General features: G+C 71.9%; 26 protein-coding genes. 16 read left to right on the forward strand and 10 right to left on the reverse strand.

Annotation, left to right across the window (positions count from 1 at the left end; genetic code table 11):
- The first annotated feature begins 91 nt into the window (after positions 1-91).
- The 9 genes from KF737_RS14095 to ureG all read left to right on the forward strand — a co-directional run bounded on the left by KF737_RS14095 (position 92) and on the right by ureG (position 5,822).
- Positions 92-445: a DUF1428 domain-containing protein gene (locus KF737_RS14095; RefSeq protein ID WP_296455851.1), complete on the forward strand. Its 354-nt coding sequence runs from the start codon at positions 92-94 to the stop codon at positions 443-445.
- 165 nt (positions 446-610) lie between these two features.
- Complete coding sequence (locus KF737_RS14100) at positions 611-1,435, forward strand: urease accessory protein UreD (RefSeq protein ID WP_296455854.1); 825 nt, start codon at positions 611-613, stop codon at positions 1,433-1,435.
- A 1-nt stretch (position 1,436) separates the two neighbouring features.
- Complete coding sequence (locus tag KF737_RS14105) at positions 1,437-1,739, forward strand: urease subunit gamma (protein WP_296455856.1); 303 nt, start codon at positions 1,437-1,439, stop codon at positions 1,737-1,739.
- Positions 1,740-1,946: 207 nt separating this feature from the next.
- Positions 1,947-2,078 carry an LPXTG cell wall anchor domain-containing protein gene (locus KF737_RS14110; protein WP_296455859.1) on the forward strand — a complete coding sequence of 44 codons (132 nt, stop codon included), beginning with the start codon at positions 1,947-1,949 and terminating at the stop codon, positions 2,076-2,078.
- Complete coding sequence (locus KF737_RS14115) at positions 2,075-2,380, forward strand: urease subunit beta (RefSeq protein WP_367273237.1); 306 nt, start codon at positions 2,075-2,077, stop codon at positions 2,378-2,380. The genes KF737_RS14110 and KF737_RS14115 overlap by 4 nt, the downstream gene beginning before the upstream one ends.
- Positions 2,380-4,089, forward strand: a complete 1,710-nt coding sequence (ureC, locus tag KF737_RS14120) for an urease subunit alpha (RefSeq protein ID WP_296455860.1) — start codon at positions 2,380-2,382, stop codon at positions 4,087-4,089. The genes KF737_RS14115 and ureC overlap by 1 nt, the downstream gene beginning before the upstream one ends.
- Positions 4,089-4,544, forward strand: a complete 456-nt coding sequence (locus tag KF737_RS14125) for an urease accessory protein UreE (protein WP_296455862.1) — start codon at positions 4,089-4,091, stop codon at positions 4,542-4,544. The genes ureC and KF737_RS14125 overlap by 1 nt, the downstream gene beginning before the upstream one ends.
- Positions 4,534-5,190 carry an urease accessory protein UreF gene (locus tag KF737_RS14130; protein ID WP_296455865.1) on the forward strand — a complete coding sequence of 219 codons (657 nt, stop codon included), beginning with the start codon at positions 4,534-4,536 and terminating at the stop codon, positions 5,188-5,190. The genes KF737_RS14125 and KF737_RS14130 overlap by 11 nt, the downstream gene beginning before the upstream one ends.
- Entirely contained in the window at positions 5,187-5,822 is a 636-nt protein-coding gene (gene ureG, locus KF737_RS14135; RefSeq protein ID WP_296455869.1) for an urease accessory protein UreG, read from the forward strand. The genes KF737_RS14130 and ureG overlap by 4 nt, the downstream gene beginning before the upstream one ends.
- Here ureG and KF737_RS14140 read toward each other — a convergent pair.
- The 6 genes from KF737_RS14140 to puuE are packed head-to-tail and all read right to left on the reverse strand — an operon-like array spanning position 5,819 to position 9,471.
- The gene (locus KF737_RS14140) at positions 5,819-6,124 is read right to left on the reverse strand and encodes a type II toxin-antitoxin system RelE/ParE family toxin (protein WP_367273238.1); all 306 of its coding nucleotides are present in this window, start codon (positions 6,122-6,124) and stop codon (positions 5,819-5,821) included. The genes ureG and KF737_RS14140 overlap by 4 nt on opposite strands.
- Positions 6,079-6,273, reverse strand: coding sequence for a CopG family transcriptional regulator (locus KF737_RS14145; RefSeq protein ID WP_296455876.1), 195 nt, complete (start codon positions 6,271-6,273; stop codon positions 6,079-6,081). The genes KF737_RS14140 and KF737_RS14145 overlap by 46 nt, the downstream gene beginning before the upstream one ends.
- A 36-nt stretch (positions 6,274-6,309) precedes the next feature.
- The gene (gene alc, locus KF737_RS14150; RefSeq protein WP_296455879.1) at positions 6,310-7,293 is read right to left on the reverse strand and encodes an allantoicase; all 984 of its coding nucleotides are present in this window, start codon (positions 7,291-7,293) and stop codon (positions 6,310-6,312) included.
- Positions 7,294-7,302: 9 nt separating this feature from the next.
- Positions 7,303-7,764, reverse strand: coding sequence for a 2-oxo-4-hydroxy-4-carboxy-5-ureidoimidazoline decarboxylase (gene uraD / locus KF737_RS14155; protein ID WP_296455883.1), 462 nt, complete (start codon positions 7,762-7,764; stop codon positions 7,303-7,305).
- A complete protein-coding gene (locus tag KF737_RS14160) occupies positions 7,761-8,570 on the reverse strand; it encodes a dienelactone hydrolase family protein (RefSeq protein ID WP_296455886.1) in 810 nt (269 codons plus the stop codon). Before KF737_RS14160 ends, uraD begins: the two co-directional genes overlap by 4 nt.
- Complete coding sequence (puuE, locus tag KF737_RS14165; RefSeq protein ID WP_296455890.1) at positions 8,563-9,471, reverse strand: allantoinase PuuE; 909 nt, start codon at positions 9,469-9,471, stop codon at positions 8,563-8,565. The genes KF737_RS14160 and puuE overlap by 8 nt, the downstream gene beginning before the upstream one ends.
- Positions 9,472-9,581: 110 nt before the next feature.
- Here puuE and uraH point away from each other — a divergent pair, with 110 nt between their 5' ends.
- The 7 genes from uraH (at position 9,582) to guaD (ending at position 17,879) form a co-directional block, all read left to right on the forward strand.
- Entirely contained in the window at positions 9,582-9,923 is a 342-nt protein-coding gene (gene uraH, locus KF737_RS14170) for a hydroxyisourate hydrolase (RefSeq protein WP_296455895.1), read from the forward strand.
- 2 nt (positions 9,924-9,925) lie between these two features.
- Positions 9,926-11,362 carry a xanthine dehydrogenase small subunit gene (gene xdhA, locus KF737_RS14175; RefSeq protein WP_296455897.1) on the forward strand — a complete coding sequence of 479 codons (1,437 nt, stop codon included), beginning with the start codon at positions 9,926-9,928 and terminating at the stop codon, positions 11,360-11,362.
- Positions 11,355-13,667: a xanthine dehydrogenase molybdopterin binding subunit gene (gene xdhB / locus KF737_RS14180; protein WP_296455901.1), complete on the forward strand. Its 2,313-nt coding sequence runs from the start codon at positions 11,355-11,357 to the stop codon at positions 13,665-13,667. Before xdhA ends, xdhB begins: the two co-directional genes overlap by 8 nt.
- A 79-nt stretch (positions 13,668-13,746) precedes the next feature.
- On the forward strand, positions 13,747-14,796 hold the full coding sequence (gene xdhC, locus KF737_RS14185) for a xanthine dehydrogenase accessory protein XdhC (protein ID WP_296455905.1): 1,050 nt from the start codon (positions 13,747-13,749) through the stop codon (positions 14,794-14,796).
- Complete coding sequence (locus KF737_RS14190) at positions 14,796-16,085, forward strand: urate hydroxylase PuuD (RefSeq protein WP_296455909.1); 1,290 nt, start codon at positions 14,796-14,798, stop codon at positions 16,083-16,085. Before xdhC ends, KF737_RS14190 begins: the two co-directional genes overlap by 1 nt.
- A 1-nt stretch (position 16,086) precedes the next feature.
- Positions 16,087-16,575: an ureidoglycolate lyase gene (locus KF737_RS14195; protein ID WP_296455911.1), complete on the forward strand. Its 489-nt coding sequence runs from the start codon at positions 16,087-16,089 to the stop codon at positions 16,573-16,575.
- On the forward strand, positions 16,572-17,879 hold the full coding sequence (gene guaD / locus KF737_RS14200; RefSeq protein ID WP_296455913.1) for a guanine deaminase: 1,308 nt from the start codon (positions 16,572-16,574) through the stop codon (positions 17,877-17,879). Before KF737_RS14195 ends, guaD begins: the two co-directional genes overlap by 4 nt.
- Positions 17,880-17,973: 94 nt before the next feature.
- Here guaD and KF737_RS14205 read toward each other — a convergent pair whose 3' ends face one another.
- The 4 genes from KF737_RS14205 to rutB all read right to left on the reverse strand — a co-directional run bounded on the left by KF737_RS14205 (position 17,974) and on the right by rutB (position 21,586).
- Entirely contained in the window at positions 17,974-19,446 is a 1,473-nt protein-coding gene (locus KF737_RS14205) for an adenosine deaminase (protein ID WP_296455916.1), read from the reverse strand.
- Positions 19,447-19,710: 264 nt separating this feature from the next.
- On the reverse strand, positions 19,711-20,310 hold the full coding sequence (locus tag KF737_RS14210; protein WP_296455919.1) for a nitroreductase family protein: 600 nt from the start codon (positions 20,308-20,310) through the stop codon (positions 19,711-19,713).
- A 1-nt stretch (position 20,311) separates the two neighbouring features.
- Positions 20,312-20,701 (reverse strand): pyrimidine utilization protein C, encoded by a 390-nt coding sequence (rutC, locus tag KF737_RS14215; protein ID WP_296455922.1) that lies wholly within the window; start codon positions 20,699-20,701, stop codon positions 20,312-20,314.
- Positions 20,702-20,872: 171 nt separating this feature from the next.
- Positions 20,873-21,586 carry a pyrimidine utilization protein B gene (rutB, locus tag KF737_RS14220; RefSeq protein WP_296455924.1) on the reverse strand — a complete coding sequence of 238 codons (714 nt, stop codon included), beginning with the start codon at positions 21,584-21,586 and terminating at the stop codon, positions 20,873-20,875.
- Positions 21,587-21,671: the final 85 nt, after the last annotated feature.

Genomic DNA, 21,671 nt, shown 5'->3' on the forward strand with positions numbered 1-21,671 from the left:
CAAATCCTCTATGCGGTTGTCGGAACAAGCCTCGCCCCGGCGTCTTCAAAGGGGCGGTCGCAAACCGCACATTGCATCTGGAGGCTACGCCATGAGCTACATCGACGGCTTCGTTCTCGCGGTCCCGAAGGCCAACAAACAGGCCTATCTGGAGATGGCGCAGAAGGGCTGGCCGCTGTTCAAGGAGTTCGGCGCCATCCGCCACGTCGAATGCTGGGGCGACGACGTGCCCAAGGGCAAGGTCACCGACTTCCAGGGCGCCGTGAAGGCCAAGGACGACGAGATCGTGGTGTTCGCCTGGGTCGAGTACCCCTCGAAAGCCGTCCGCGACGCGGCGCAGAAGAAGATGATGGAAGATCCGCGGATGGAGGGCTGGAAGATGCCGTTCGACGGCGCCCGCATGATCTATGGCGGCTTCATCCCCATCCACGACGTCAGCGCCTGACGCTCGACGACGAGACGGCTCACCGGCAGGCCCTGCGCCTGCAGGGGCGGGAAGCCGCCCGGAGCCCGACGAGGTCGTCGCCTAAAAAACAGGCGCCGCGGATTGACCCTCGGCGGAGGGCGCGGCTTAGCTGGACACGCCGAACGACCACCCCAGGGTGTGCCGGTGATCCAGGGTCCCGCCTCTCTGCCGCAACTGCCCGTCCTCCAGCGCGCCCGCGGCGCGGGGCGGATCGTGGTGCGCGCCGAGGACGGCCGCACGCGGCTCTCGCGCCTCTACCAGGACGGTTGCGGCAAGATCCGGCTGCCCCGCGGCGGCGGGGTCGAGGCGGTGCTGATCAACAGCTCGGGCGGCCTGACCGGCGGCGACCGGATGGACTGGGCGGCTGAAGCCGGGGCCGGCGCGACGCTCACCCTGACCACCCAGGCCTGCGAGAAGGTCTACCGGGCCCGGGACGGCGTCGCCGAGGTGCGCACGGACCTGACCGTCGGCGAGGCCGCCGAACTCCACTGGCTGCCGCAGGAGACGATCCTGTTCGACGAGGGCGCGCTGTCGCGGCGCCTCGAAGCCGACCTCGCCGAGGGCGCGCGGCTGCTGGCCGTCGAGGCCGTGGTGCTGGGCCGCACGGCGATGGACGAGACGGTGCGCCGGGGCGTGCTGCACGACCGCTGGCGCATCCGCCGCGAGGGCCGGCTGGTCTTCGCCGACGACCTGCGGCTCGACGGCCCGATCGCCGAAGCGGCGGCCAAGGCGCCGGTGCTGGCCGGCATGCGGGCGTTCGCCTCGATCCTGCTGGTCGACGACGACGCCGGCCGGTTCGTCGCGCCGCTGCGCGCGGCGCTGGGGCCGCTCGGCGGCGCGAGCGCCTTCGACGGCAAGCTGTTCGCCCGCGTGGCCGCGCCCGACGGGTTCACGCTGCGCCGCGGCCTGCTGCCAGCGCTCGAGGCGCTGCGCGACGGCCGTCCCCTGCCCCGCGTGTGGAGGACGTGAGTTGAACCTGACTCCGCGCGAGAAGGACAAGCTGCTGGTCGCCATGGCCGCCGAGGTGGCGCGGAAGCGCCTGGCCCGCGGCGTGAAGCTGAACCACCCGGAAGCCGTCGCGCTGATCACCGAATTCGTGGTCGAAGGCGCCCGCGACGGCCGCCCGGTCGCCGAGCTGATGGAGGCCGGCGCCCACGTCGTCGGCCGCGCCCAGGTCATGGAGGGCGTCGCCGAAATGATCCACGACGTCCAGGTCGAAGCCACCTTTCCCGACGGCACGAAGCTCGTGACCGTCCACCACCCGATCCGCTGAAGGAGCAGACAGATGTCGCACAGGGTTCAGCAACGCGATCTCCCCTCCCCCTTGCGGGGAGGGGCTGGGGGTGGGGGTGCGATCCGGTCGCGCCGCGCTGACACCCCCACCCCAACCCCTCCCCGCAAGGGGGAGGGGCTCGCGTGGGCCGGCCTCGTCGCGTTCAGCCCGGGCCTCGCGGCCGCCCACGAGGGCCATCACGAGACGATGAGCCTGGCCGAGCAGGCGCGGCATCTGCTGACCCAGCCCGACCACCTGCTGGCGCTGGCCGGGCTGGTGGTCCTGGCGGTGGCGAGCGGCTGGGCGCTGCGGCGGCGCATGGCCGCGGCGCGCCGATGATCCCCGGCGAGGTGATCCCCGCCGCGGGCGAGATCGAGCTGAACGCCGGGGCGCCGGTGACCGTGCTGCGCGTCGCCAACACCGGCGACCGGCCGATCCAGGTGGGGAGCCACTACCACGTCTTCGAGGCCAACCCGGCGCTGCGGTTCGACCGCGCGGCCGCCCGCGGGCAGCGCCTCGACATCGCCGCCGGGACCGCCGTGCGCTTCGAACCGGGCCAGGAGCGGGAGGTCAGCCTCGTGCCGCTCGGCGGCGGGCGCACGGTGTACGGCTTCCGCCAGGACGTGATGGGCAAGCTCTGATGGCCGCCAGGATCAGCCGCGCCGCCTACGCCGACATGTTCGGCCCGACCACCGGCGACCGCGTGCGGCTGGCCGACACCGAACTCTTCGTCGAAGTCGAGCGCGACCTCACCACCTACGGAGAGGAGGTGAAGTTCGGCGGCGGCAAGGTGATCCGCGACGGCATGGGCCAGAGCCAGGCCGCCCGCGCGGCCGGCGCCGTCGACACCGTCATCACCAACGCCCTGATCGTCGACCACTGGGGGATCGTGAAGGCCGACGTCGGCCTCAAGGACGGCCGCATCGCCGCCATCGGCAAGGCCGGCAACCCCGACACCCAGCCCGGCGTCGACATCGTCATCGGCCCCGGAACCGAGGTGATCGCCGGCGAAGGCAAGATCCTGACCGCCGGGGCGATGGACGCCCACATCCACTTCATCTGCCCGCAGCAGATCGAAGAAGCGCTGATGAGCGGCGTCACCACCATGCTGGGCGGCGGCACCGGCCCCGCGACCGGCACCAACGCCACCACCTGCACGCCCGGCCCCTGGCACCTCGCGCGGATGATCGAGGCGGCCGAGGCGTTCCCGATGAACCTCGCCTTCGCCGGCAAGGGCAACGCCAGCCTGCCCGAGGCGCTGGTGGAGCAGATCGCCGGCGGCGCCTGCGCCCTGAAGCTGCATGAGGACTGGGGCACGACGCCCGCCGCCATCGACTGCTGCCTGTCGGTCTGCGACGACCACGACGTCCAGGCGATGATCCACACCGACACCCTGAACGAGAGCGGCTTCGTCGAGGACACCATCGCCGCCTTCAAGGGCCGCACGATCCACGCCTTCCACACCGAGGGCGCCGGCGGCGGCCACGCGCCGGACATCCTGAAGGTGGCCGGCCTGGCCAACGTGATCCCGTCGTCGACCAACCCGACGCGGCCCTACACGCGGAACACGCTCGCCGAGCACCTCGACATGCTCATGGTCTGCCACCACCTCGACCCGTCGATCCCCGAGGACGTGGCCTTCGCCGAGAGCCGCATCCGCAGGGAGACCATCGCGGCCGAGGACATCCTGCACGACCTGGGCGCGCTCTCGATCGTCTCGTCGGACAGCCAGGCCATGGGCCGGGTGGGCGAGGTGCTGATCCGCACCTGGCAGACCGCCGACAAGATGAAGCGCCAGCGCGGCGCCCTGCCCGGCGACGGCCCGGCCGACAACGTCCGGGTCAAACGCTACATCGCCAAGGTCACCATCAACCCGGCCATCGCGCAGGGCCTGTCGAAGCACATCGGCTCCGTCGAGGTCGGTAAGCGCGCCGACCTGGTGCTCTGGAGCCCCGCCTTCTTCGGCGTGAAGCCCGATCTCGTGCTGCTGGGCGGCTCCATCGCCGCCGCGCCGATGGGCGACCCGAACGCCTCGATCCCGACGCCGCAGCCGGTCCACTACCGCCCGATGTTCGCCGCCTATGGGCGCAGCGTCGCCCGCTCGTCGGTGGTGTTCACGTCCAAGCTCGCGATCGAGCGCGGCCTGCCCGAGCGGCTGGGCCTCTGGAAGGAGATGGTCCCGGTCGAGAACGTCCGCGGCGGCCTCTCCAAGGCCTCCATGATCCACAATTCCGCGACCCCGGTCATCGAGGTCGACCCCGAAACCTACGAAGTGCGCGCCGACGGCGAACTGCTCACCTGCGAGCCCGCCGACGTGCTGCCCATGGCCCAGAGGTACTTCCTGTTCTGATGCGCGATCCCGCCCCCATCACCCGCGTCGCGCCCGCCGGCGGCTGGGCCGGCCTCGCCGCCGACATGGTGGTGCTGGACTACGACGGCCGCCACCGCCGCCGCATCGTACTGACCGGCGTCTCCGGCGCGACCTACCTGCTGGACCTCGCCGAGGCGACGCACCTGAAGGACGGCGACGGCCTGATGCTCGCCGAGGGCGGCGTGGTGCAGGTGATCGCCAAGGCCGAGCCGCTGCTGGAGATCACGGCGCACTCGACGGAGGGGCTGATCCGGCTGGCCTGGCACATCGGCAACCGGCACCTGGCCGCCCAGGTGTTCGCCGACCGCATCCTGATCCGCCGCGACCACGTCATCGCCCACATGCTCGAGCACCAGGGCGCCCACATCCGCGAGATCGAGGCGCCGTTCGATCCCGAGGGCGGCGCGTACCATGAGCACGGCCATGCCCACTGAAGCCCGCCTGCTCCGCCTGCTGACCTGGCTCTCGCCGGCCTTCCCGACCGGCGCGTTCGGCTTCTCGCACGGCCTGGAGACCGCCATCCGCGAGGGCGCGGTCGGCGATGTGCGCACGCTCACCGGCTGGCTCGCCGGCCTCATCGAGCACGGCTCGGCCTGGAGCGACGCGGTGCTGGTCAAGGCCGCCTGGACCGCGGTGACGGCCGAGGACCACGCCGCCCTCGACGACATCGCCGAACTGGCCGAGGCGATGGCGCCCTCCCTGGAGCGCCGCCGCGAGACGATGGCGCAGGGCGAGGCCTTCCTGAAGGCCGTCGCCGCCTGGAACCCGCCGCCGATCCTGAGCGCGCCCTACGCCGTGGCGCTGGGCGCCGCGGCCGGCGCGGCGGGCCTGCCGCTGGAGCCGGCGCTGACGGCGTGGCTGCACGCCTTCGCCTCGAACCTCGTCAGCGTCGCCGTCCGCGCCGTGCCGCTCGGCCAGTCCGACGCGCTCACGGTGATCGCCGCCCTGGAGCCGGTGATCGTGCGCACCGCGGGCCGCGCGGCCGCCTCGACGCTGGACGACCTCGGCTCGGCCTCCATCCTCTCCGACATCGCCTCGATGCGGCACGAGACCCTGGACGGAAGGCTCTTCGGCTCATGAGCGCCCTCTCCAGCAACGGGCCCCTGCGCGTCGGCATCGGCGGCCCGGTCGGCTCGGGCAAGACCACGCTCACCGAGAAGCTCTGCAAGGCGATGCGCGACCGCTGGTCGATCGCGGTGGTGACCAACGACATCTACACCCAGGAGGACGCCCTGATCCTCGCCCGCCTCCAGGCCCTGCCCGAGGATCGCATCCTGGGCGTGGAGACCGGCGGCTGCCCGCACACCGCCATCCGCGAGGACGCCTCGCTGAACCTCGCCGCCATCGCCGAGATGAACCGCCGCCACCCCGGGCTGGACGTGATCTTCATCGAGAGCGGCGGCGACAACCTGGCGGCCACCTTCAGCCCCGACCTCGCCGACCTGACCCTCTACGTCGTCAGCGTCTGCCAGGGCGAGAAGATCCCCCGCAAGGGCGGGCCGGCCATCACCCGCTCCGACCTCCTCATCGTCAACAAGACCGACCTCGCGCCCCACGTCGGCGCGGACCTCGCCGTCATGGACCGCGACGCCCGCGCCCAGCGCGGCGACCGCCCCTACGTCTTCACCGACCTGACGCGGCTGGAAGGGCTTGACGCGGTGATCGCATTCCTGGTGGAGGCGGGTGGGCTACCAGCCCGGATTGCCGCTTAGAGCGGTCGACGAGCGCCGTGGCGGATGGTGACGATCTCGATCCGATCAGCCCGCACGCGATATCGGATCAGATACGGCCGTACGATGGTCAAGTGTCGCGTCCCGCGACTGGCCGGCACGCCTCGCTCGGGAAACTCCACCAAACCGTTCGCAGCGGAAATCAACCGATCGGCCAGGGCTCGCGCCGCAAGAGGATTGAAACTCGCGACGTAACCCTCAATGGCGGCAAGATCGACCAACGCACGCGGCGACCAGACTACTCCCCGCACTTTGGAGGTGGCAGCTTGTCGGGTGTTCCCCACGAGCGGAGCCAGTGCACGACCGCCTCATGGCTCACATACCGGCCGGCATCCAACTGCGCTTCGCCCTCGAGGGCGGCGAGTTCATCCGCCTCGTCATCGGCGATATCGAACACACTTGGCTCTTCTTCCATTCCCGGCGGCTTCGTCATGCCCGCCATGATGCCGCGCCCGGAACATAAAGGCAACTACCGCACGACCGTTCCCATCAGCCGCAGCCGCGAGACGCCGCCGTCGGGGTAGATGTTGAGGCGGACGAAGCGGACGGGGCCGAGGTCGGCGAGGTCGTCGCGGAAGGTGTGGACGTGGTCGGCCTGGAGCTTCACCTCGGGCAGCAGGACCGGCCAGGTCTCGGCCTGGGCAGCGATCTCTTCGGGCGTCCCGTGGGCGCGGCGCGTCGCCTGGATCGAGCAGCGGTCGGGGTAGTTGCCCTTGAAGTGGGCGGTGTCGACGACGGCCTCTTCGATCCGGCCGAACGCGCCCAGTTCCAGGATCGCCCAGTCGTGGCCGGGCTCGCGCCGCCGCCGCGTCTCCCAGCCGTCGCCCATGTTCACGCCGCGGCCCGGCGCGGTGAGGTTGCCGACGGCGCCGTAATGCTCGTCGTTGGCGATGATCCCCCGGCCGCCCGCCGCCACGGCCAGCAGGTCGATCACCTCGCCGTCGGCGACCTTGGTCCAGTCGGGATCGACCCGGCCCCAGACGCGCAGCCGCGCGACGCCGCCGTCGGGATAGATGTGCAGCCGCACGTGGGTGATCGGGTCGGCGTGCTCGACCGGCACGTAGATGCGGTCGTCGCCCTTCAGGCCCAGGCGCGGCGTCACCTTCACCCAGCCGGCCTCGGGATTCGCCTCGTCGGACCGCGTCACCTCGATCTCCGCGCCCGGCGGGTAGTTGCCGGTGAAGTGGCGGGTGTCGATCTCGAAGCCGGCCACGCGGCCCGCGACGCCCAGCCGGATCACGCACCAGTCATGGCCCGGGACACGCTTCCTGCGGCTCTCCCAGCCGTCCATCCACTTGCCGTTGTCGTCGTACTTGCCGACGATGAACACCGGCGGCTCGGGCGAGATCAGCCGGCTCTTGTCGGCGAAGAAGTCGTCGGTGGCGAACACCACCTCCGAGCCCAGGCGCGGCTGGGCGAGATCCACGTACTGGCGGCGCAGGTCGTCGAACATCGGCGCAGCCTACATCAGGTCGGCGAGGCGGAAGCCGGCGATCCGGTGGATCTGGGCGATAGCCGTCGCGAACTCGGTCTCGGGGTCGTTTTCGAGGCGCGCCTCGAAGGCGGCCAGGATCTCGGCGCGGGTCGCGCCCCTCACAGCGTAGATGAAGGGAAAGCCGAAGCGGGCGTCGTAGGCGGCGTTCAGGCGCTGGAAGGCGGCGAACTCTTCCGCGCTGCACTGGTCGAGGCCGACGCCCGCCTGCTCCTTCACCGACGCCTCGGCCATCTTCGTGCGGCTGGCCAGTTCCGGGTGCGCGCGGATCAGCGCCAGCTTCTTCCCGCGCGGCGCCGCGTCGACCACCGCGGCCATGGCGGCCGCGAGGGCCTCGCGGCCGGCGGGCGGATCGGGCCAGACGCCCTCGGCGACCCAGGGCGAGGCCTCGTAGACCGGGCCGAAGCGGGCGATGAACCCGGCCCGCGTCACGCGAACGCCCTCTGCAGGAAGGCGACGAGGTTGGCCCGGGCCGCCGCGGCGGCCTGCGGATGGAACTCGAACAGCACCGGGCCGCCCTTGCCCTTGTGGGCGTAGGGATCGGTGATGACCTTCGCCGGCAGGTCGCGGTCGAAGGCGTGAGTGGCGCCCTCGTGGACGACGAGTTCGACGTGCGCCCGGTCGGCCGGCGCGAGGGAGTCGAGGAAGCCCGCGCAGACCTCGGGGTCGTCGTAGGCGTCGGCGCCGCCCGCCTGCACGAGCACGGGCGCCCCCGTCAGGTCGCGGAAGTCGTGGCCGGGCGCGCGGTTGTAGCTCCAGAGCGCCGGATAGAAGGCGGCGTGGGCGCGGAACGCCGTCCCCGGTTCGGCCCATCGGTCGGCGTAGGCGCGGGTCGCCGAGAGCAGGCTGACGACGCCGCCCCACGAGAAGCCGGCGATGGCGATGCGGTCGGGGTCGATCTCCGGCTGCGTGCGCAGGAACGACATCGCGCCGTAGGCGTCGGGCAGGGTCTGCGGCACCGAGGCGGGCCGCCCGGCCGCCCCGCGCACCGTGGTTCGCGCGGCCCACATGTCGACCTCCAGCGTCGCGATGCCCGCCGCGTTCAGGGCCGCGATGTGGAACGCACCGCGGCCGTCGACGCCGTCCGAGCCGTGGCAGACCACCACCGCCGGGACCTTCGCCGGCGCTTCGCCGGGCTCCGTCAGCGGCACGCGCAACTGCCCGGCCACCGTCAGCGGCGGGTCCGCCCGCGTGGGGAACGCCACGTACGACGTCCGGAAGGCCATCGGCTCAGCCATGGGGATGCACCTCGCGCCAGTGGCGGGCGATCTCGACGCGCCGGGCGAACCAGACGTCCTTGTGCTCCAGCGCGTAGCGGATGAACCGCTCCAGCCCCGCCATCTTCCCGGGCCGCCCGACGATGCGGCAATGCAGGCCCACGCTCATCATCTTCGGCCGCTCGGCGCCCTCTTCGTAGAGCACGTCGAAGGCGTCCTTCAGGTAGCTGAAGAACTGCTCGCCCGTGTTCAGGCCCGTGCCCGAGAAGCGCATGTCGTTGGCTTCCAGGGTGTAGGGCACGATGAGGTGCGGCCGTCGTGCGACCTGCGTCCAGAAGGGAAGATCGTCGGAGTAGTCGTCGGCGTCGTAGAGGAAGCCGCCGTCGTCGGCGATCAGCTTGCGCGTGTTGGGGCTGGTGCGGCCGGTGTACCAGCCCAGCGGGTGCGCGCCCGTCAGGCGCTTGTGGATCTCGATGGCGCGATGCAGGTGCTCGCGCTCCACGCGCTCGGGCACGTCCTGGTAGTTGATCCAGCGCCAGCCGTGGCTCGCGATCTCGTGGCCGCCCTCCAGCATCGCCTCGACGACGGCGGGGTTGCGCTCCATCGCCATCGCGACGCCGAACACCGTCACCGGCGTCCTGTAGCGCTCGAACAGTCGCAGCAGCCGCCACACGCCCGCGCGGCTGCCGTATTCGTAGATCTGCTCCATCGACATGTGCCGCGCGCCCACGACGGGCGCCGGGTTGATCATGTCCGACAGGAAGGTCTCGGCGCCGGGGTCGCCATGCAGGACGGAGTTCTCGCCGCCCTCCTCGTAGTTCAGCACCATCTGGATCGCGATGCGCGCCCCGCCGGGCCACTGCGCGTGCGGCGGATCCCGGCCGTAGCCGATCAGGTCGCGCGGATAGGACGTCTCGGGCATGGATCGACCGCTTAGCAGGCTTTGGGCGGCATGCAGCGTCGCAATCCTGCGCGACGGTTGCAATTCGCGGCCCGAGCGCGGAATCTGGACGGCCGACTGTTGGACTTCGAATGAGCGGCCTCACCACCCACGTCCTCGACACCATGCACGGCCGCCCCGCCGCGGGCATGTCGCTGCGCCTGCTGCGCGGGACCGAGACCCTGGTGGCGACGGTGACCAACCTCGATGGCCGCGTGGACAAGCCGCTGCTCACCGGCGCGGCGCTGAAGGCGGGCGGCTACCGGCTGGAGTTCGACGTCGGCGAGTACTTCCGCGACATGGGCGTGCCGCTGCCGGAGCCGTCGTTCCTGGAGACGGTGATCGTCGACTTCAGCGTCGCCGAGCCCGACAGCCACTATCACGTGCCGCTGCTGGTGAGCCCGTTCGCCTACTCCACCTACCGGGGGAGCTGACGATGGCCCGCCCGATCCGCTTCCTGCTCGACGGCGAGGTCCGCGAGCTGGCGGCCGACATCGACCCGACGCTGACGGTGCTGAACCTGCTCCGCTACCATCTGCGCCGGACGGGCACGAAGGAGGGCTGCGCCGAAGGCGACTGCGGCGCCTGCACCGTGGTCCTGGGCGAGCTGGCGGGGGAGCGCGTGCGGTTCCGGGCGGTGAACGCCTGCATCCTGTTCGCCCCGATGCTGGACGGGCGCGCGCTCTACACCGTCGAGAGCCTGGGGCGCGAGGGCGCGCTGCACCCGGTGCAGCAGGCGATGGTCGACCTGCACGGCAGCCAGTGCGGCTTCTGCACGCCCGGCTTCGTCATGAGCCTCTATGCGCACCAGCGCGAGGGCGCGCCGACCGACGCCCAGAGCCTGAAGGACGCGCTGGCCGGCAACCTCTGCCGCTGCACCGGCTACGGCCCGATCCTGGCGGCGGGCCAGGCGATGGGGCGGACGCCGGAACCGGACATCGCCGAGGCGCTGGGGGCGATCCAGCCCGCCGAGGGCCTGGTGATCCAGCACAGGGGCCGCCGCTTCTTCGCGCCGCGTTCGGCCGCCGAGCTCGCCGCGATCCTGGAGGCGAACCCGGACGCGACGGTGCTGGCCGGCGGGACGGACGTCGGCCTCTGGGTGACCAAGCAGCAGCGGGTGCTGGAGACGGTCGTCTCGCTGAACGACTGCGCGGACCTGAAGGCCGTCGAGGACCTCGGCGGCGCGATCCGGATCGGCGCGGCCGTCCGCTACGCCGACGCCCACGCGGCGCTGGCCGCGCTGCACCCCGAATTCGGCGAACTGCTGCGCCGGCTGGGCGGGCTTCAGGTGCGCAACCTCGGCACGATCTGCGGCAACATCGCCAACGGCTCGCCCATCGGCGACATGCCGCCGGCGCTGATCGCGACCGGCGCGACGCTGGTCCTGCGCAAGGGCGGCGCGCGGCGCGAGCTGCCGCTGGAGGCCTACTTCCTGGCCTATGGGAGGCAGGACCGCGCGCCCGGCGAGTTCGTCGAGGCGGTGATCGCGCCGAAGCCGGCGGCGGGCCGCGTCTTCCGGATCGCCAAGCTCTCGAAGCGCTTCGACCAGGACATCTCGGCGGTGTGCCTGGGCCTGTCGGTCGGCGTTGAAGGGGGCCGCGTCACCGACGCCCGCATCGCCTTCGGCGGCATGGCGGCGACGCCCAAGCGCGCCGCGGCCTGCGAGGCCGCCCTCGCCGGCCGGCCGTGGACCCGGGAGACCGTCGAGGCCGCCGTCGCCGCGCTGGCCGGCGACTTCGCGCCGATCACCGACATGCGCGCCTCCGCGGCATACCGGCTCGAAGCCGCGCGGAACCTCGTGCGCCGCGCCTTCCTCGAAAGCCAGGACGCGGCGCCGCGCGTGCTGGACGCCGAGGCGGTGGCCTATGGCTGACTCCGGCGCCGCCCGCGTCCTGCCCGTCCTGCACGCGCCGATCGGCCACGACAGCGCCCCGCGCCACGTCTCGGGCGAGGCGCTCTACATCGACGACATCCCCGAGCCGCCGGGCCTGCTGCACCTCTGCGCCGGGCTGAGCGAACGGGCGCACGCCCGGGTGACCAGGCTCGACCTCTCCGCGGTCCGCGCCGCGCCCGGCGTGGTCGCCGTCCTCACGCCCGCGGACGTCTCCGGCCGGAACGACATCAGCCCCTTCGCCGGCGACGACCCGCTGTTCGCCGAGGGCGAGGTGATGTTCCTGGGCCAGCCGCTGTTCTGCGTCGCCGCCGAGACCCTGCCGAAGGCGCGCGCCGCGGCTGCGCTGGCCGCGGTCGAATACGAAGACCTGCCGCTGCTGCTGACCGCCGAGGCCGCGCTGGCCGCCGGCTCGTTCATCGAGCCCAGCCAGACGATGATCCTGGGCGACGCCCGGGCCGCGATCGCCGCCGCGCCGCACACGGTCTCCGGCCACCTGCAGGTCGGCGGCCAGGAGCACTTCTACCTCGAAGGCCAGGTCGCCCTGGCGATCCCCGGCGAAGGCGCCGACCTGCACGTCTGGACCTCGACGCAGCACCCGACCGAGACGCAACACATCCTGGCCCGCGTGCTGGGCTGCGCCGACGCGGCCGTCACCGTCGAGGTGCGCCGGATGGGCGGCGGCTTCGGCGGCAAGGAGACCCAGTCGGTCCAGTGGGCGGCGATGGCGGCGCTCGCTGCGCGCATGACCCGCCGTCCCGCCAAGATCCGCCTCGACCGCGACGACGACATGGCCGCGACCGGCAAGCGGCACGACTTCGAGATCAACTGGACGCTGGGCCTCGACGCCGACGGCCGGCTGCGCGGCGCGCGGTTCGAGTTCGCCTCCCGCTGCGGCTTCTCGGCCGACCTCAGCCACGCGATCAACGACCGGGCGATGTTCCACGCCGACAACGCCTATGCGCTCCAGGCCGCCGAGATCGTCTCGCACCGCACCCGCACCCACACCGTCTCCAACACCGCCTTCCGCGGCTTCGGCGGGCCGCAGGGGATGATGGCGATCGAGCGCGCGCTGGACGCCGCGGCGCTGGCGCTGGGCAGGGACCCGCTCGACGTGCGCCTCGCCAACCTCTACGGCGTCGCGGGCGACACCACGCCCTACGGCCAGACGGTCGAAGACGCGGTGATCCGCGAGATCATGGAGGCGCTGGCGGCCGGCTGCGACTACCGCGCCCGGCGCACCGCCGTGCAGGCCTGGAACGCCGACAACGACCACCTGAAGCGCGGGCTGGCGCTGACGCCCGTGAAGTTCGGGATCTCGTTCACCACCACTTACCTGAACCAGGCCGGCGCCCTGGTTCACGTCTACACCGACGGCTCGATCCACCTGAACCACGGCGGAACCGAGATGGGCCAAGGGCTCAACATCAAGGTCGCCCAGGTGGTCGCCGACGCCTTCCAGGTTCCGCTGGCCGCCGTCCGCATCACCTCCACGCGCACCGACAAGGTGCCGAACACCTCGGCCACCGCGGCCTCCTCGGGCAGCGACCTGAACGGCATGGCCGCGCTCGACGCCTGCGAGCAGATCAAGGCGCGGCTCGCCGACTGGGCCCAGGCGAACTACGGCCACGCGCCGCGCTTCACCGCCGACGGCGTGCAGGTGGGCGCCGAGTTCTTCTCGTTCCGCGACTTCGTGAACCAGGCCTACCTGGCCCGCGTCTCGCTCTCGGCGGCGGGGTTCTACAAGACGCCCGACATCCACTACGACCGCACCACCCACAAGGGCCGGCCCTTCTACTACTTCGCCTACGGCGCGGCGTGCTCGGAGGTGGCGATCGACACCCTGACCGGCGAGAACAAGGTCACCCGCGTCGACATCCTCCACGACGTCGGCCGCTCGCTGAACCCGGCCATCGACCTGGGCCAGATCGAAGGCGGCTTCATCCAGGGCATGGGCTGGCTCACCACCGAGGAGCTGGTGTTCGACGCCACGGGCCGCCTGCGCACGCATGCGCCGTCCACCTACAAGATCCCCACCGCCGGCGACCGGCCCGACGCCTTCAACATCGCCATCTGGTCCGGCGGCGAGAACCGCGAGCCCACCATCCACCGCTCGAAGGCGGTGGGCGAGCCGCCGCTGATGCTGGCGATCTCCGTCTTCTCGGCGCTGACCGATGCGGTGGCGAGCGTGGGCGGCCACAAGGCGATGCCGAACCTCGACGCGCCGGCTACGCCGGAGCGCATCCTGGCGGCCGTCAACGACGTGCGGAGGCGGGCCGGTGAGTAGGCTTCCTTCAAAAGCCCTCCTCCTCGACGGAGGAGGGTTGGGTGGTGGTGCGGCCGCCGACGCGACCCGGATCGCGCATTTGGCCCGGACGCCGAATGCGCTCGACCTCGATCGACGTGCGAGCACCACCATCCCCGGCCCTTCCTCCGTCGAGGAGGAAGGGGGAACGTCTACCGGCTGGCTCCGCGAAGCCCTCGCCTCGATCCGCGGCGGCGAGGCGCTGGCGATGGTGACGGTCGTCGGCGCGCGGGGATCGACGCCGCGGGAGGCCGGGGCGCGGATGCTGGTGTGGCCGGACCGGCTCAGCGGCACCATCGGCGGCGGCGCGCTGGAGAAGCAGGCGTTGGACCAGGCGCGGCGGCTGCTGGCGCAGGACGCGCGCCATCACGCGCTGCAGGACTATCCGCTGGGGCCGCTGCTGCAGCAGTGTTGCGGCGGCCACGTGCGCCTCCTGCTGGAGCGCCTGGACGCCCGGAGCCTGGGCTGGCTGGAGCCGGCGGCCGAGGCGCGAGCGCCCTTCGCCTTGACCGCGAGGTTCCGGGAGGGCCGCATGCTGCGGTCGCTGGACGGGCCGGGGCCGCACGGCTCGGACGGCCCGACGACGCCGATCGCGGAGGTGCGCTGCTTGTCCGAGACGATCCGCCCCGCCCTGCCGCGCGTGGTCATCTTCGGCGCCGGCCACGTGGGCCAGGCCGTGGCGCGGGCCTTCGCGCCCCTGCCCTTCCATCTCGACTGGCTGGCCAGCCGCGAGGACCTGCGTCCCGAGGCCAGCGGCACGCGGGCGACGATCCTCTCCGAAGGCGAACTGATCGAGGCCGTCGAGGCCGCCCCGGCCGGCGCCCTCGTGGCGATCTTCACCCACAGCCACGACCTCGACTACCGGCTGACCCACGCGGCGCTGCAGCGCGACGACCTCGCCTACGTCGGCCTGATCGGCTCGCGCACCAAGCGGGCGCGGTTCGACCGGCGGCTGCGCGACGACGGCGTGACCGAGGCCGAGCTCGCCCGCCTCACCTGCCCCATCGGCATCGCCGACCTGAAGTCGAAGGAGCCCGCGGTGATCGCCGTGGCGCTCGCCGCCCAGTTGCTGAAGCTGACCGAGACCGCCGCCGCGGACGCGGACGCCTGATGGTCGCCGCACTCGAGATCTGGGCCAACCTGGCGATCCGCTGGCTGCACCTGATCGCGGGCATCGCCTGGATCGGGTCGTCCTTCTACTTCATGTGGCTGGACAGCCACCTCAGGAAGCCCGACGACGCCCCAGACGGTATCGCCGGCGAGCTCTGGAGCGTCCACTCCGGCGGCTTCTACCGGCAGATGAAGTTCATGGTGGCGCCGGCCGGGATGCCGCAGGAGCTGCACTGGTTCAAGTGGGAGGCCTACACTACCTGGATCTCGGGCTTCCTGCTGCTCGGCCTGATCTTCTACGTCGGGGCCGACCTCAACCTGATCGACAGGACCAAGGCCGATCTCGCGACCTGGCAGGCCATCGGGCTGGGGCTCGGCAGCCTGGTGGCGGGCTGGGCGATCTACGACGGCCTCTGCCGCTCGCCCATCGGGCAGAACATGAAGCTGTTCGCCGCCGTCTGGTTCGGCGTGCTCGTGGCGGCCGGCTACGGCCTCACGCGCATCTTCTCCGACCTCGGCGCCTTCATGCACGTGGGCGCGATCATCGGCACGGTGATGGCCGCCAACGTCTTCATGATCATCATCCCGAACCAGCGGAAGGTGGTGGCCCAGGTGCTGGCGGGCGAGACGCCCGACCCGGCGCTCGGCAAGCAGGCCAAGCAGCGGTCGGTCCACAACAACTACATGACGCTCCCGGTGCTGTTCATCATGATCAGCAACCACTACCCGATGATCTTCGCCGCCCCGCTGAACTGGCTGTGGCTGGCGGGGCTGGGGATCGCGGGCTGGACGATCCGCCACTTCTTCAACCTCAGGAACGCCGGGCGCATGGAGCCTCAGGTGCTGGTGTTCGGCGCGCTGGCGTTCCTCACCGTGGCGGTGCTGAACGAGAGCGCGCGGCCGAAGCCCGCCGCCGTCACCGAGGTCCCGGCCTATGCCGAGGTCCGCGCCATCGTCGACAGGCACTGCGTGACCTGCCACGCCCGGCATCCGACGCACCGGGGCATCCCGGTCGCGCCGAACGGGGCGATGTTCGACACCGCCGAGGGCCTCCAGAAGCACGCCCAGCGCATCTACGAGCGCGCCGTCGCCACCACCTCCATGCCCCAGGGCAACCAGACCGGCATGACACCCGACGAACGCGCCAAACTCGGCGCCTGGATCAAGGCCGGAGCCAGGCTCTCGGCGATCTCCCCTCCCCCTTGCGGGGAGGGGTCGGGGGTGCGATTCCCGAGACCCGGCGGCGACACCCCCACCCCCTGCCCCCTCCCCGCAAGGGGGAGGGGTTAGGATGCGTAGGATCGTTCCCGAGCCGCTGACGGCCGACGCGTTCGCGCCGTTCGGCGAGGTGATCGAGGCGAGCGACGACGCCGAGGTCATCCCGATCAACTACGGCTGGACGACGCGTTTCAACGCGCTCGCCGACGTGGCGGTGGGCGACGGGCGCGCCATCCTCAGCATCTTCCGCTCCAGGCCGCTGACGCCGCCGGTGCTGAAGGTCTTCGAGCGCCATCCGCTGGGCAGCCAGGCCTTCGTGCCGCTGAACGGCCGCCCGTTCCTGGTGGCCGTGGCTCCGTCCGGAGACTTCGACCCGGCCGCCGTGCGCGTCTTCCGCGCCGCCGCGACCCAGGGCGTGAACTACGCCCGGGGGACATGGCACCACTTCCTGCTGGCGCTCGAGGCCGAGAGCGACTTCCTGGTGGTCGACCGCGAAGGCCCCGGCGAGAACCTCGACGAGGTCGAGCTGGCCGAAGCCGACTGGATCGCCGTCGAACCATGAGCCGCCAGGCCTACCGCGCCGCCCTGCTCCACATGCTGGAGGACCCGACCCGCGCGCCGGCGGCGGAGGCCTGCGCCTACCATCCCGACGGCCTGCTGGTGGTCGAGGACGGCCACGTGGCGGCCTTCGGCGCCCATGCCGACCTCGCGCCGACGCTGGGCGCCGACGTCGCCGTCACGGAACTGCCCGGCCGCCTGATCACCCCCGGCTTCGTCGACGCCCACGTCCACTACCCGCAGGTCGACGTGATCGCCGCCTGGGGCGCGCAGCTCCTCGACTGGCTCGTCACCCACACCTTCCCCGCCGAGCAGGCCTTCGCCGACCGCGCTCACGCCGACGCGGTGGCGGAGGTCTTCCTCGACCAGTTGCTCGCCAACGGCACGACCTCGGCGCTCGCCTTCTGCACGGTCCACAAGGCCTCGGCCGACGCCCTCTTCGAGGTGGCGCTGAAGCGCAACATGCGCCTGATCGCGGGCAAGGTGCTGATGGACCGGGGCGCCCCCGCCGGCCTCACCGACACCGTCGAGACCGGCCGCGCCGACACCGAGGCCCTGATCCGCGCGTGGCGGGGCCGCGGACGCCTGGGCTACGCGGTCACCCCCCGTTTCGCCGTGACCTCCAGCGACGCGCAGCTCGCCATGGCCGGCGAGATCGCGGCCGCGCACCCCGACGTGCTGGTCCACACCCACATGTCGGAGAACCCGGACGAGATCGCCCGCGTGGCCGAGCTCTTCCCGCAGGCGCGCGACTACCTCGACGTCTACGACCGCTTCGGCCTCGTGGGCCCGCGCTCGGTCTTCGCCCACTGCGTCCACTCGGGCGAGGACGCGTTGCGCCGCCTTGCCGGGGCCGGCGCCTCCGCCGCCTTCTGCCCCTCCTCGAACCTGCTGCTGGGCAGCGGGCTCTTCAACCTGAAGCAGGCCTGCCGCTGCGGCGTGAACACCGCGCTCGGCACCGACGTCGGGGGCGGCGGCTCGTTCTCGCTCATCCACATGATGGGCGAGGCCTACAAGGTCGGCCAGTTGCGCGGCGACAACCTCGACCCGCTGCACGCCTTCTACCTGGCGACGCTGGCCGGCGCCCGCGCGCTGCACATCGACGACAGGGTGGGCAACCTCGCGCCCGGCAAGGAAGCCGACTTCGTCGTCCTCGACCTCGCCGCCACGCCGCTGCTGGCCCGCCGGACCAGGGGCGCCAGGACGCTGGCCGAGACCCTCTTCGTGCTCGCGATCCTGGCCGACGACCGCGCGGTGGAACGCACCTACCTCATGGGCGAGCTGACGCACGCCCGCGACGCCCCCTGAGCCCTCGCCATGCGTGCGCCCGCCCCCGCCATGGGGCGGTCGATTCGGGGCGCAGGCCGCCAGCGAACCTCCCCCGCTGCGCAGGGGAGGTTCGTCAGAACCGCGCTGCCTCGAAGGCGCGCAGCAGCCGCTCGTGGCGCCACTGCTCGCGGGCCTTGTCGCTGCGGGCGACGAGGTCGGCGCAGGCGCCCCTGGGCTCGGCGTTCCCGATCTGGCCGGCGCAGGCGGCGACGGGCTTCCTGTAGACGTTCGGGTCGGCCCAGAGGCCGTCGCCCGCCAGGAAGCTGAAGGCGAGGGCGTTGCGCGCGGCGGTCTTCAGGGCGGCGTAGGTCGCGCCGTTCCTCACCGCCGCGGCGTAGTCGCCGGAGAGCTCGGACCGCGTGATGCCGGCGTCGTCGGTCGAGAGCGCCACCGGCACGCCCTTCCTGCGGAACCAGGCGTAGGGGTGGTCCTTCGGGTCGACCTCCAGGATCGCCTGGTTCGACAGCATGTTGACCTCGATCAGCACGCCGGTCTTCGCCATCTCCTCGGCCGTCTCGTCGGCGCCCACCTCTTCCGGCAGGGCCACGCCATGGCCGACGCGCCGGGCGCCGGCCACGCGGACGGCGTCGCGGACGTGGTGGCTGAGCGTCTTCGGGCTCACGAGCTTGAGGGTGAGCTCGCCGGCGTGGAGGGCGATCGGCGTCGCGCGGCCGTGGTCGGTCAGCACATCCACGATCTGCATGTGCAGGTCGTAGTAGCGGGTGGAGTCGAAGCCGTCCTCGGGCGCCACGAGCTGCAGGCCCACCCAGCGCTTGTCGGCCGCCACCACCGCGACGCCCATCTGGAGCTGCGCCATCGTCTGCTCGGGCGGGCCCTCGCGCGTCGCCTGCACGAGGAAGCGGAAGGTCACCTGGCAGCCGGGCCGCGCGGTCGGCGCGCCGCACTGCAGGACCTCACGGGCGCGCCCGACGATGCGGTCGGTGTCGGCGCTGACCGCCGGGACCAGCTTGTCGATCCCGGCCCCGGCGAGCGCGGCCTTCGTGGCCGCCGGCGTCCCCTTCCAGCCCACCCGCGCGCCCAGGCCGCGGGCCTGGCCGAACTGCGGCGTCACCATCAGTTCGGCGTAGAAGGTGTTCTGGCGCGCGAGGCCGTCCAGCGTCTCGGCCAGCGCGTCGCCGCTCCGCTTCGGCGTGGTCCCGCGGCGGCTGAAGGCGGTGAAGAACTGGTCGTGGCCCGAGCGGTCACGGAAGCCGGGATGGCGCGTCGTCAGGCTGTCGATCAGGGCCGAGCGCAGCGGCTCGCTGGCCTGGACCTCGGCGGCCGGCTTCATGTTGTCGCCGTTGCAGTTGAAGCTGATCGCGAGCGCCACGGTGTCGACGCACAGCTTGTCCTCGGCCGCCCAGGCCAGGATGTCCTCGGCCGGCGCGCCGCCGCCCAGGTGGTTGTGCAGTTCTCCGCCCTTCGGGAACGCCTTGAGGAAGGCCGCGAGCTCGGCCGCGCCCATCTTCGACAGATCCGGCGGCGCGGCGGCGGCAGGGGCGGCCAGAGCAAGGGCGGCGGCGAGGCCGGCGAGGAGTCTTCCCATGGCCGCCAACCCGCCAAAGCTCGCCCGCCCGGTCAAGCTCCGGCTGACGGCGCGGCCCGTTCGATTTGAACCACGAACGAACACGAATGCGCCTGCCCTCCACAAAGGAACGTCATGGCCGGGCCTGTCCCGGCCATCCAGACACGCCGACGCGTGGAGGCGGCCCGCGGCGGGCGCCGCTGCGAGCCTGCCGGGATCGGTGTTCATGGGTGGCCGGCACAAGGCCGGCCATGACGTTCGGGGGGGAGAAGGGCGCGCCTGCGGCTAGCCGCCCAGCTTGCCTTCGAAGGCGAAGGTGGCGATGGCGTTGCGGCCGCTGGGGACCTCGCGGGCGCGCAGGGCCTCGTCCAGCACCTCGGGATCGGCGATCCGCCCTACGGCGATCGCGGCGTGGACCTCGTGCTGGTCGGCGTCGACGCCCAGCGCATCGTACGACCGCGCCAGGTCGAAGCCCGCCATGCCATGCGCCGCCCAGCCGATCCGGCTCGCCTCCAGCGCCAGGTAGGCCCAGGCGGCGCCGGCGTCGAACGCGTGGCTGCGCACCGGCGCCGGATCGCGGCCCTCCACGCGGCGGAAGCGGTCCGAGAGGATGAACATGAGGACCGAGGCGTTCTTCACCCAGCTCTGGTTGTAGGGGATCAGAAGGTCGAACAGCACGCCCCACGCCGGCGTGTCGCGGTGCGCGTAGACGAACCGCCAGGGCTGGCCGTTGAACGCCGAGGGGGCCCAGTGCGCGGCCTCGAACAGGCGCAGCAGGTCCTCGTGCGGCATCGCCTCGCCGGTGAAGGCGCGCGGCGACCAGCGCTGCAGGAAGATCGGATCGACCTCGTACTCGGCCGTGCGGCCGTTCAGCGTCTGCGTCATCCTACTTCTTCCCGATGTGGGCGATGGAGGCGATTTCGACCAGGAAGTCCGGCCGCACGAGCCCGCAGACGATGCAGAACCGCGCCGGCTTCTCGCCCGGGAAGTACTCGGCATAGACCTTGTTCATGGCCGCGTAGTCGGCCCAGTCCTTCAGGAAGATGTGGTTCATGGTGACGTCTTCCATGGTTCCGCCCGCGGTCTCCACGACCGACTTGATGGTCTCCAGCACCTGCCGCGTCTGCGCCTCGGCGTCGCCGACGTGGGCGACCCCGTTGTCCTTGTCGAAGGCCAGCGTGCCGGAGACGTAGACCACGCCGTCGGCCAGCGTGCCCGGCGAGAACGGCGCGATGGGCGTCTGCGTGCCCGGCGGGGTGATGACGGTCTTGGGCATGTCGGTCCTCGGTGTCCTTCTTCAACCCACCCATACTCGTCATGGCCCGGCTTGTCCGGGCCACCCATTGGGCTGTGAGCCCGATTGTTGGGGCGCCGCGCCCAGCCAACCCTGCAAACTCGCAGCCCAATGGGTCCCCCGGACAAGCCGGGGGATGACGGGCGAGGGAATTCAGTCGGGCGGCGCCTGGCTGACGGCGCCGCAGAAGTCGGCGGTGTTCGAGACCCAGCCGAAGAACCGCTCGACGTTGAAGACGGTGGCCTCCTGCAGGAAGGCGGGGCCCGCCTGGTGCGTGGCGTCCTCGATCAGCACGCCGAAATACTCGCGGTGGAAGCCGTCGCGCAGGGTGCTCTCGACGCAGACGTTGGTGGCGATGCCGCAGAAGGCGAGGTTCCTGATCCCGCGCGCCCGCAGCATCGAGTCCAGCGCGGTGTTGTAGAAGGCCGAGTAGCGCGGCTTCTCGATGACGATGTCGCCCTTCCGCGGCTTCAGCCGGTCGACCAGCGCATGGTCCCAGGTGCCCTTGGCCAGCAGCGTGCCGTCGAGTTCGGGCCTGTCGCGCATGGTCTTGAGCGCGTTCGACTTCCACCAGTTGGGCGAGCCCTCGCCGCCGGCCTCGACATAGTCGGGGTCCCAGCCGTTCTGGAAGAACACGATCTGCACGCCCGCCCGCCGCGAGGCCTCGACCAGCACCGCGATCTTCTCGATCACCGCCGCCGCGCCGCCGATGTCGAAGCCGGCGATGTCGAGGTAGCCGCCGGGCGAGGCGTAGGCGTTCTGCATGTCGACGACGATCAGCGCGGTCGCCTTCGGGTCGATCGGCAGGTTCTCGGGCCGCGCCGGCAGGGTCACCGCGCCGGCGATGGGGACGGTGGGCCTATCCATGACACACCTCGCCTCTTCCACCCTCACCTCCCCCGCGCAGCAGCGGGAGGGGGACCGACCGCCGAGGCCAAAGGCCGTAGAGCGG

It is taken from the genome of Phenylobacterium sp. (genome assembly GCF_019636135.1).
Taxonomy (GTDB): Bacteria; Pseudomonadota; Alphaproteobacteria; order Caulobacterales; family Caulobacteraceae; genus Phenylobacterium.

Bases quoted from the DNA above. Each gene is read 5' to 3' on its own strand.
- KF737_RS14095 (WP_296455851.1), top strand. From the start codon at position 92: ATGAGCTACATCGACGGCTTCGTTCTCGCGGTCCCGAAGGCCAACAAA.
- KF737_RS14110 (WP_296455859.1), top strand. From the start codon at position 1,947: ATGAGCCTGGCCGAGCAGGCGCGGCATCTGCTGACCCAGCCCGACCAC.
- KF737_RS14115 (WP_367273237.1), top strand. From the start codon at position 2,075: ATGATCCCCGGCGAGGTGATCCCCGCCGCGGGCGAGATCGAGCTGAAC.
- ureC (WP_296455860.1), top strand. From the start codon at position 2,380: ATGGCCGCCAGGATCAGCCGCGCCGCCTACGCCGACATGTTCGGCCCG.
- KF737_RS14125 (WP_296455862.1), top strand. From the start codon at position 4,089: ATGCGCGATCCCGCCCCCATCACCCGCGTCGCGCCCGCCGGCGGCTGG.
- KF737_RS14130 (WP_296455865.1), top strand. From the start codon at position 4,534: ATGCCCACTGAAGCCCGCCTGCTCCGCCTGCTGACCTGGCTCTCGCCG.
- ureG (WP_296455869.1), top strand. From the start codon at position 5,187: ATGAGCGCCCTCTCCAGCAACGGGCCCCTGCGCGTCGGCATCGGCGGC.
- KF737_RS14145 (WP_296455876.1), bottom strand. From the start codon at position 6,273: ATGACGAAGCCGCCGGGAATGGAAGAAGAGCCAAGTGTGTTCGATATC.
- alc (WP_296455879.1), bottom strand. From the start codon at position 7,293: ATGTTCGACGACCTGCGCCGCCAGTACGTGGATCTCGCCCAGCCGCGC.
- KF737_RS14160 (WP_296455886.1), bottom strand. From the start codon at position 8,570: ATGGCTGAGCCGATGGCCTTCCGGACGTCGTACGTGGCGTTCCCCACG.
- puuE (WP_296455890.1), bottom strand. From the start codon at position 9,471: ATGCCCGAGACGTCCTATCCGCGCGACCTGATCGGCTACGGCCGGGAT.
- uraH (WP_296455895.1), top strand. From the start codon at position 9,582: ATGAGCGGCCTCACCACCCACGTCCTCGACACCATGCACGGCCGCCCC.
- xdhA (WP_296455897.1), top strand. From the start codon at position 9,926: ATGGCCCGCCCGATCCGCTTCCTGCTCGACGGCGAGGTCCGCGAGCTG.
- xdhB (WP_296455901.1), top strand. From the start codon at position 11,355: ATGGCTGACTCCGGCGCCGCCCGCGTCCTGCCCGTCCTGCACGCGCCG.
- KF737_RS14190 (WP_296455909.1), top strand. From the start codon at position 14,796: ATGGTCGCCGCACTCGAGATCTGGGCCAACCTGGCGATCCGCTGGCTG.
- KF737_RS14195 (WP_296455911.1), top strand. From the start codon at position 16,087: ATGCGTAGGATCGTTCCCGAGCCGCTGACGGCCGACGCGTTCGCGCCG.
- guaD (WP_296455913.1), top strand. From the start codon at position 16,572: ATGAGCCGCCAGGCCTACCGCGCCGCCCTGCTCCACATGCTGGAGGAC.
- KF737_RS14205 (WP_296455916.1), bottom strand. From the start codon at position 19,446: ATGGGAAGACTCCTCGCCGGCCTCGCCGCCGCCCTTGCTCTGGCCGCC.
- KF737_RS14210 (WP_296455919.1), bottom strand. From the start codon at position 20,310: ATGACGCAGACGCTGAACGGCCGCACGGCCGAGTACGAGGTCGATCCG.
- rutC (WP_296455922.1), bottom strand. From the start codon at position 20,701: ATGCCCAAGACCGTCATCACCCCGCCGGGCACGCAGACGCCCATCGCG.
- rutB (WP_296455924.1), bottom strand. From the start codon at position 21,586: ATGGATAGGCCCACCGTCCCCATCGCCGGCGCGGTGACCCTGCCGGCG.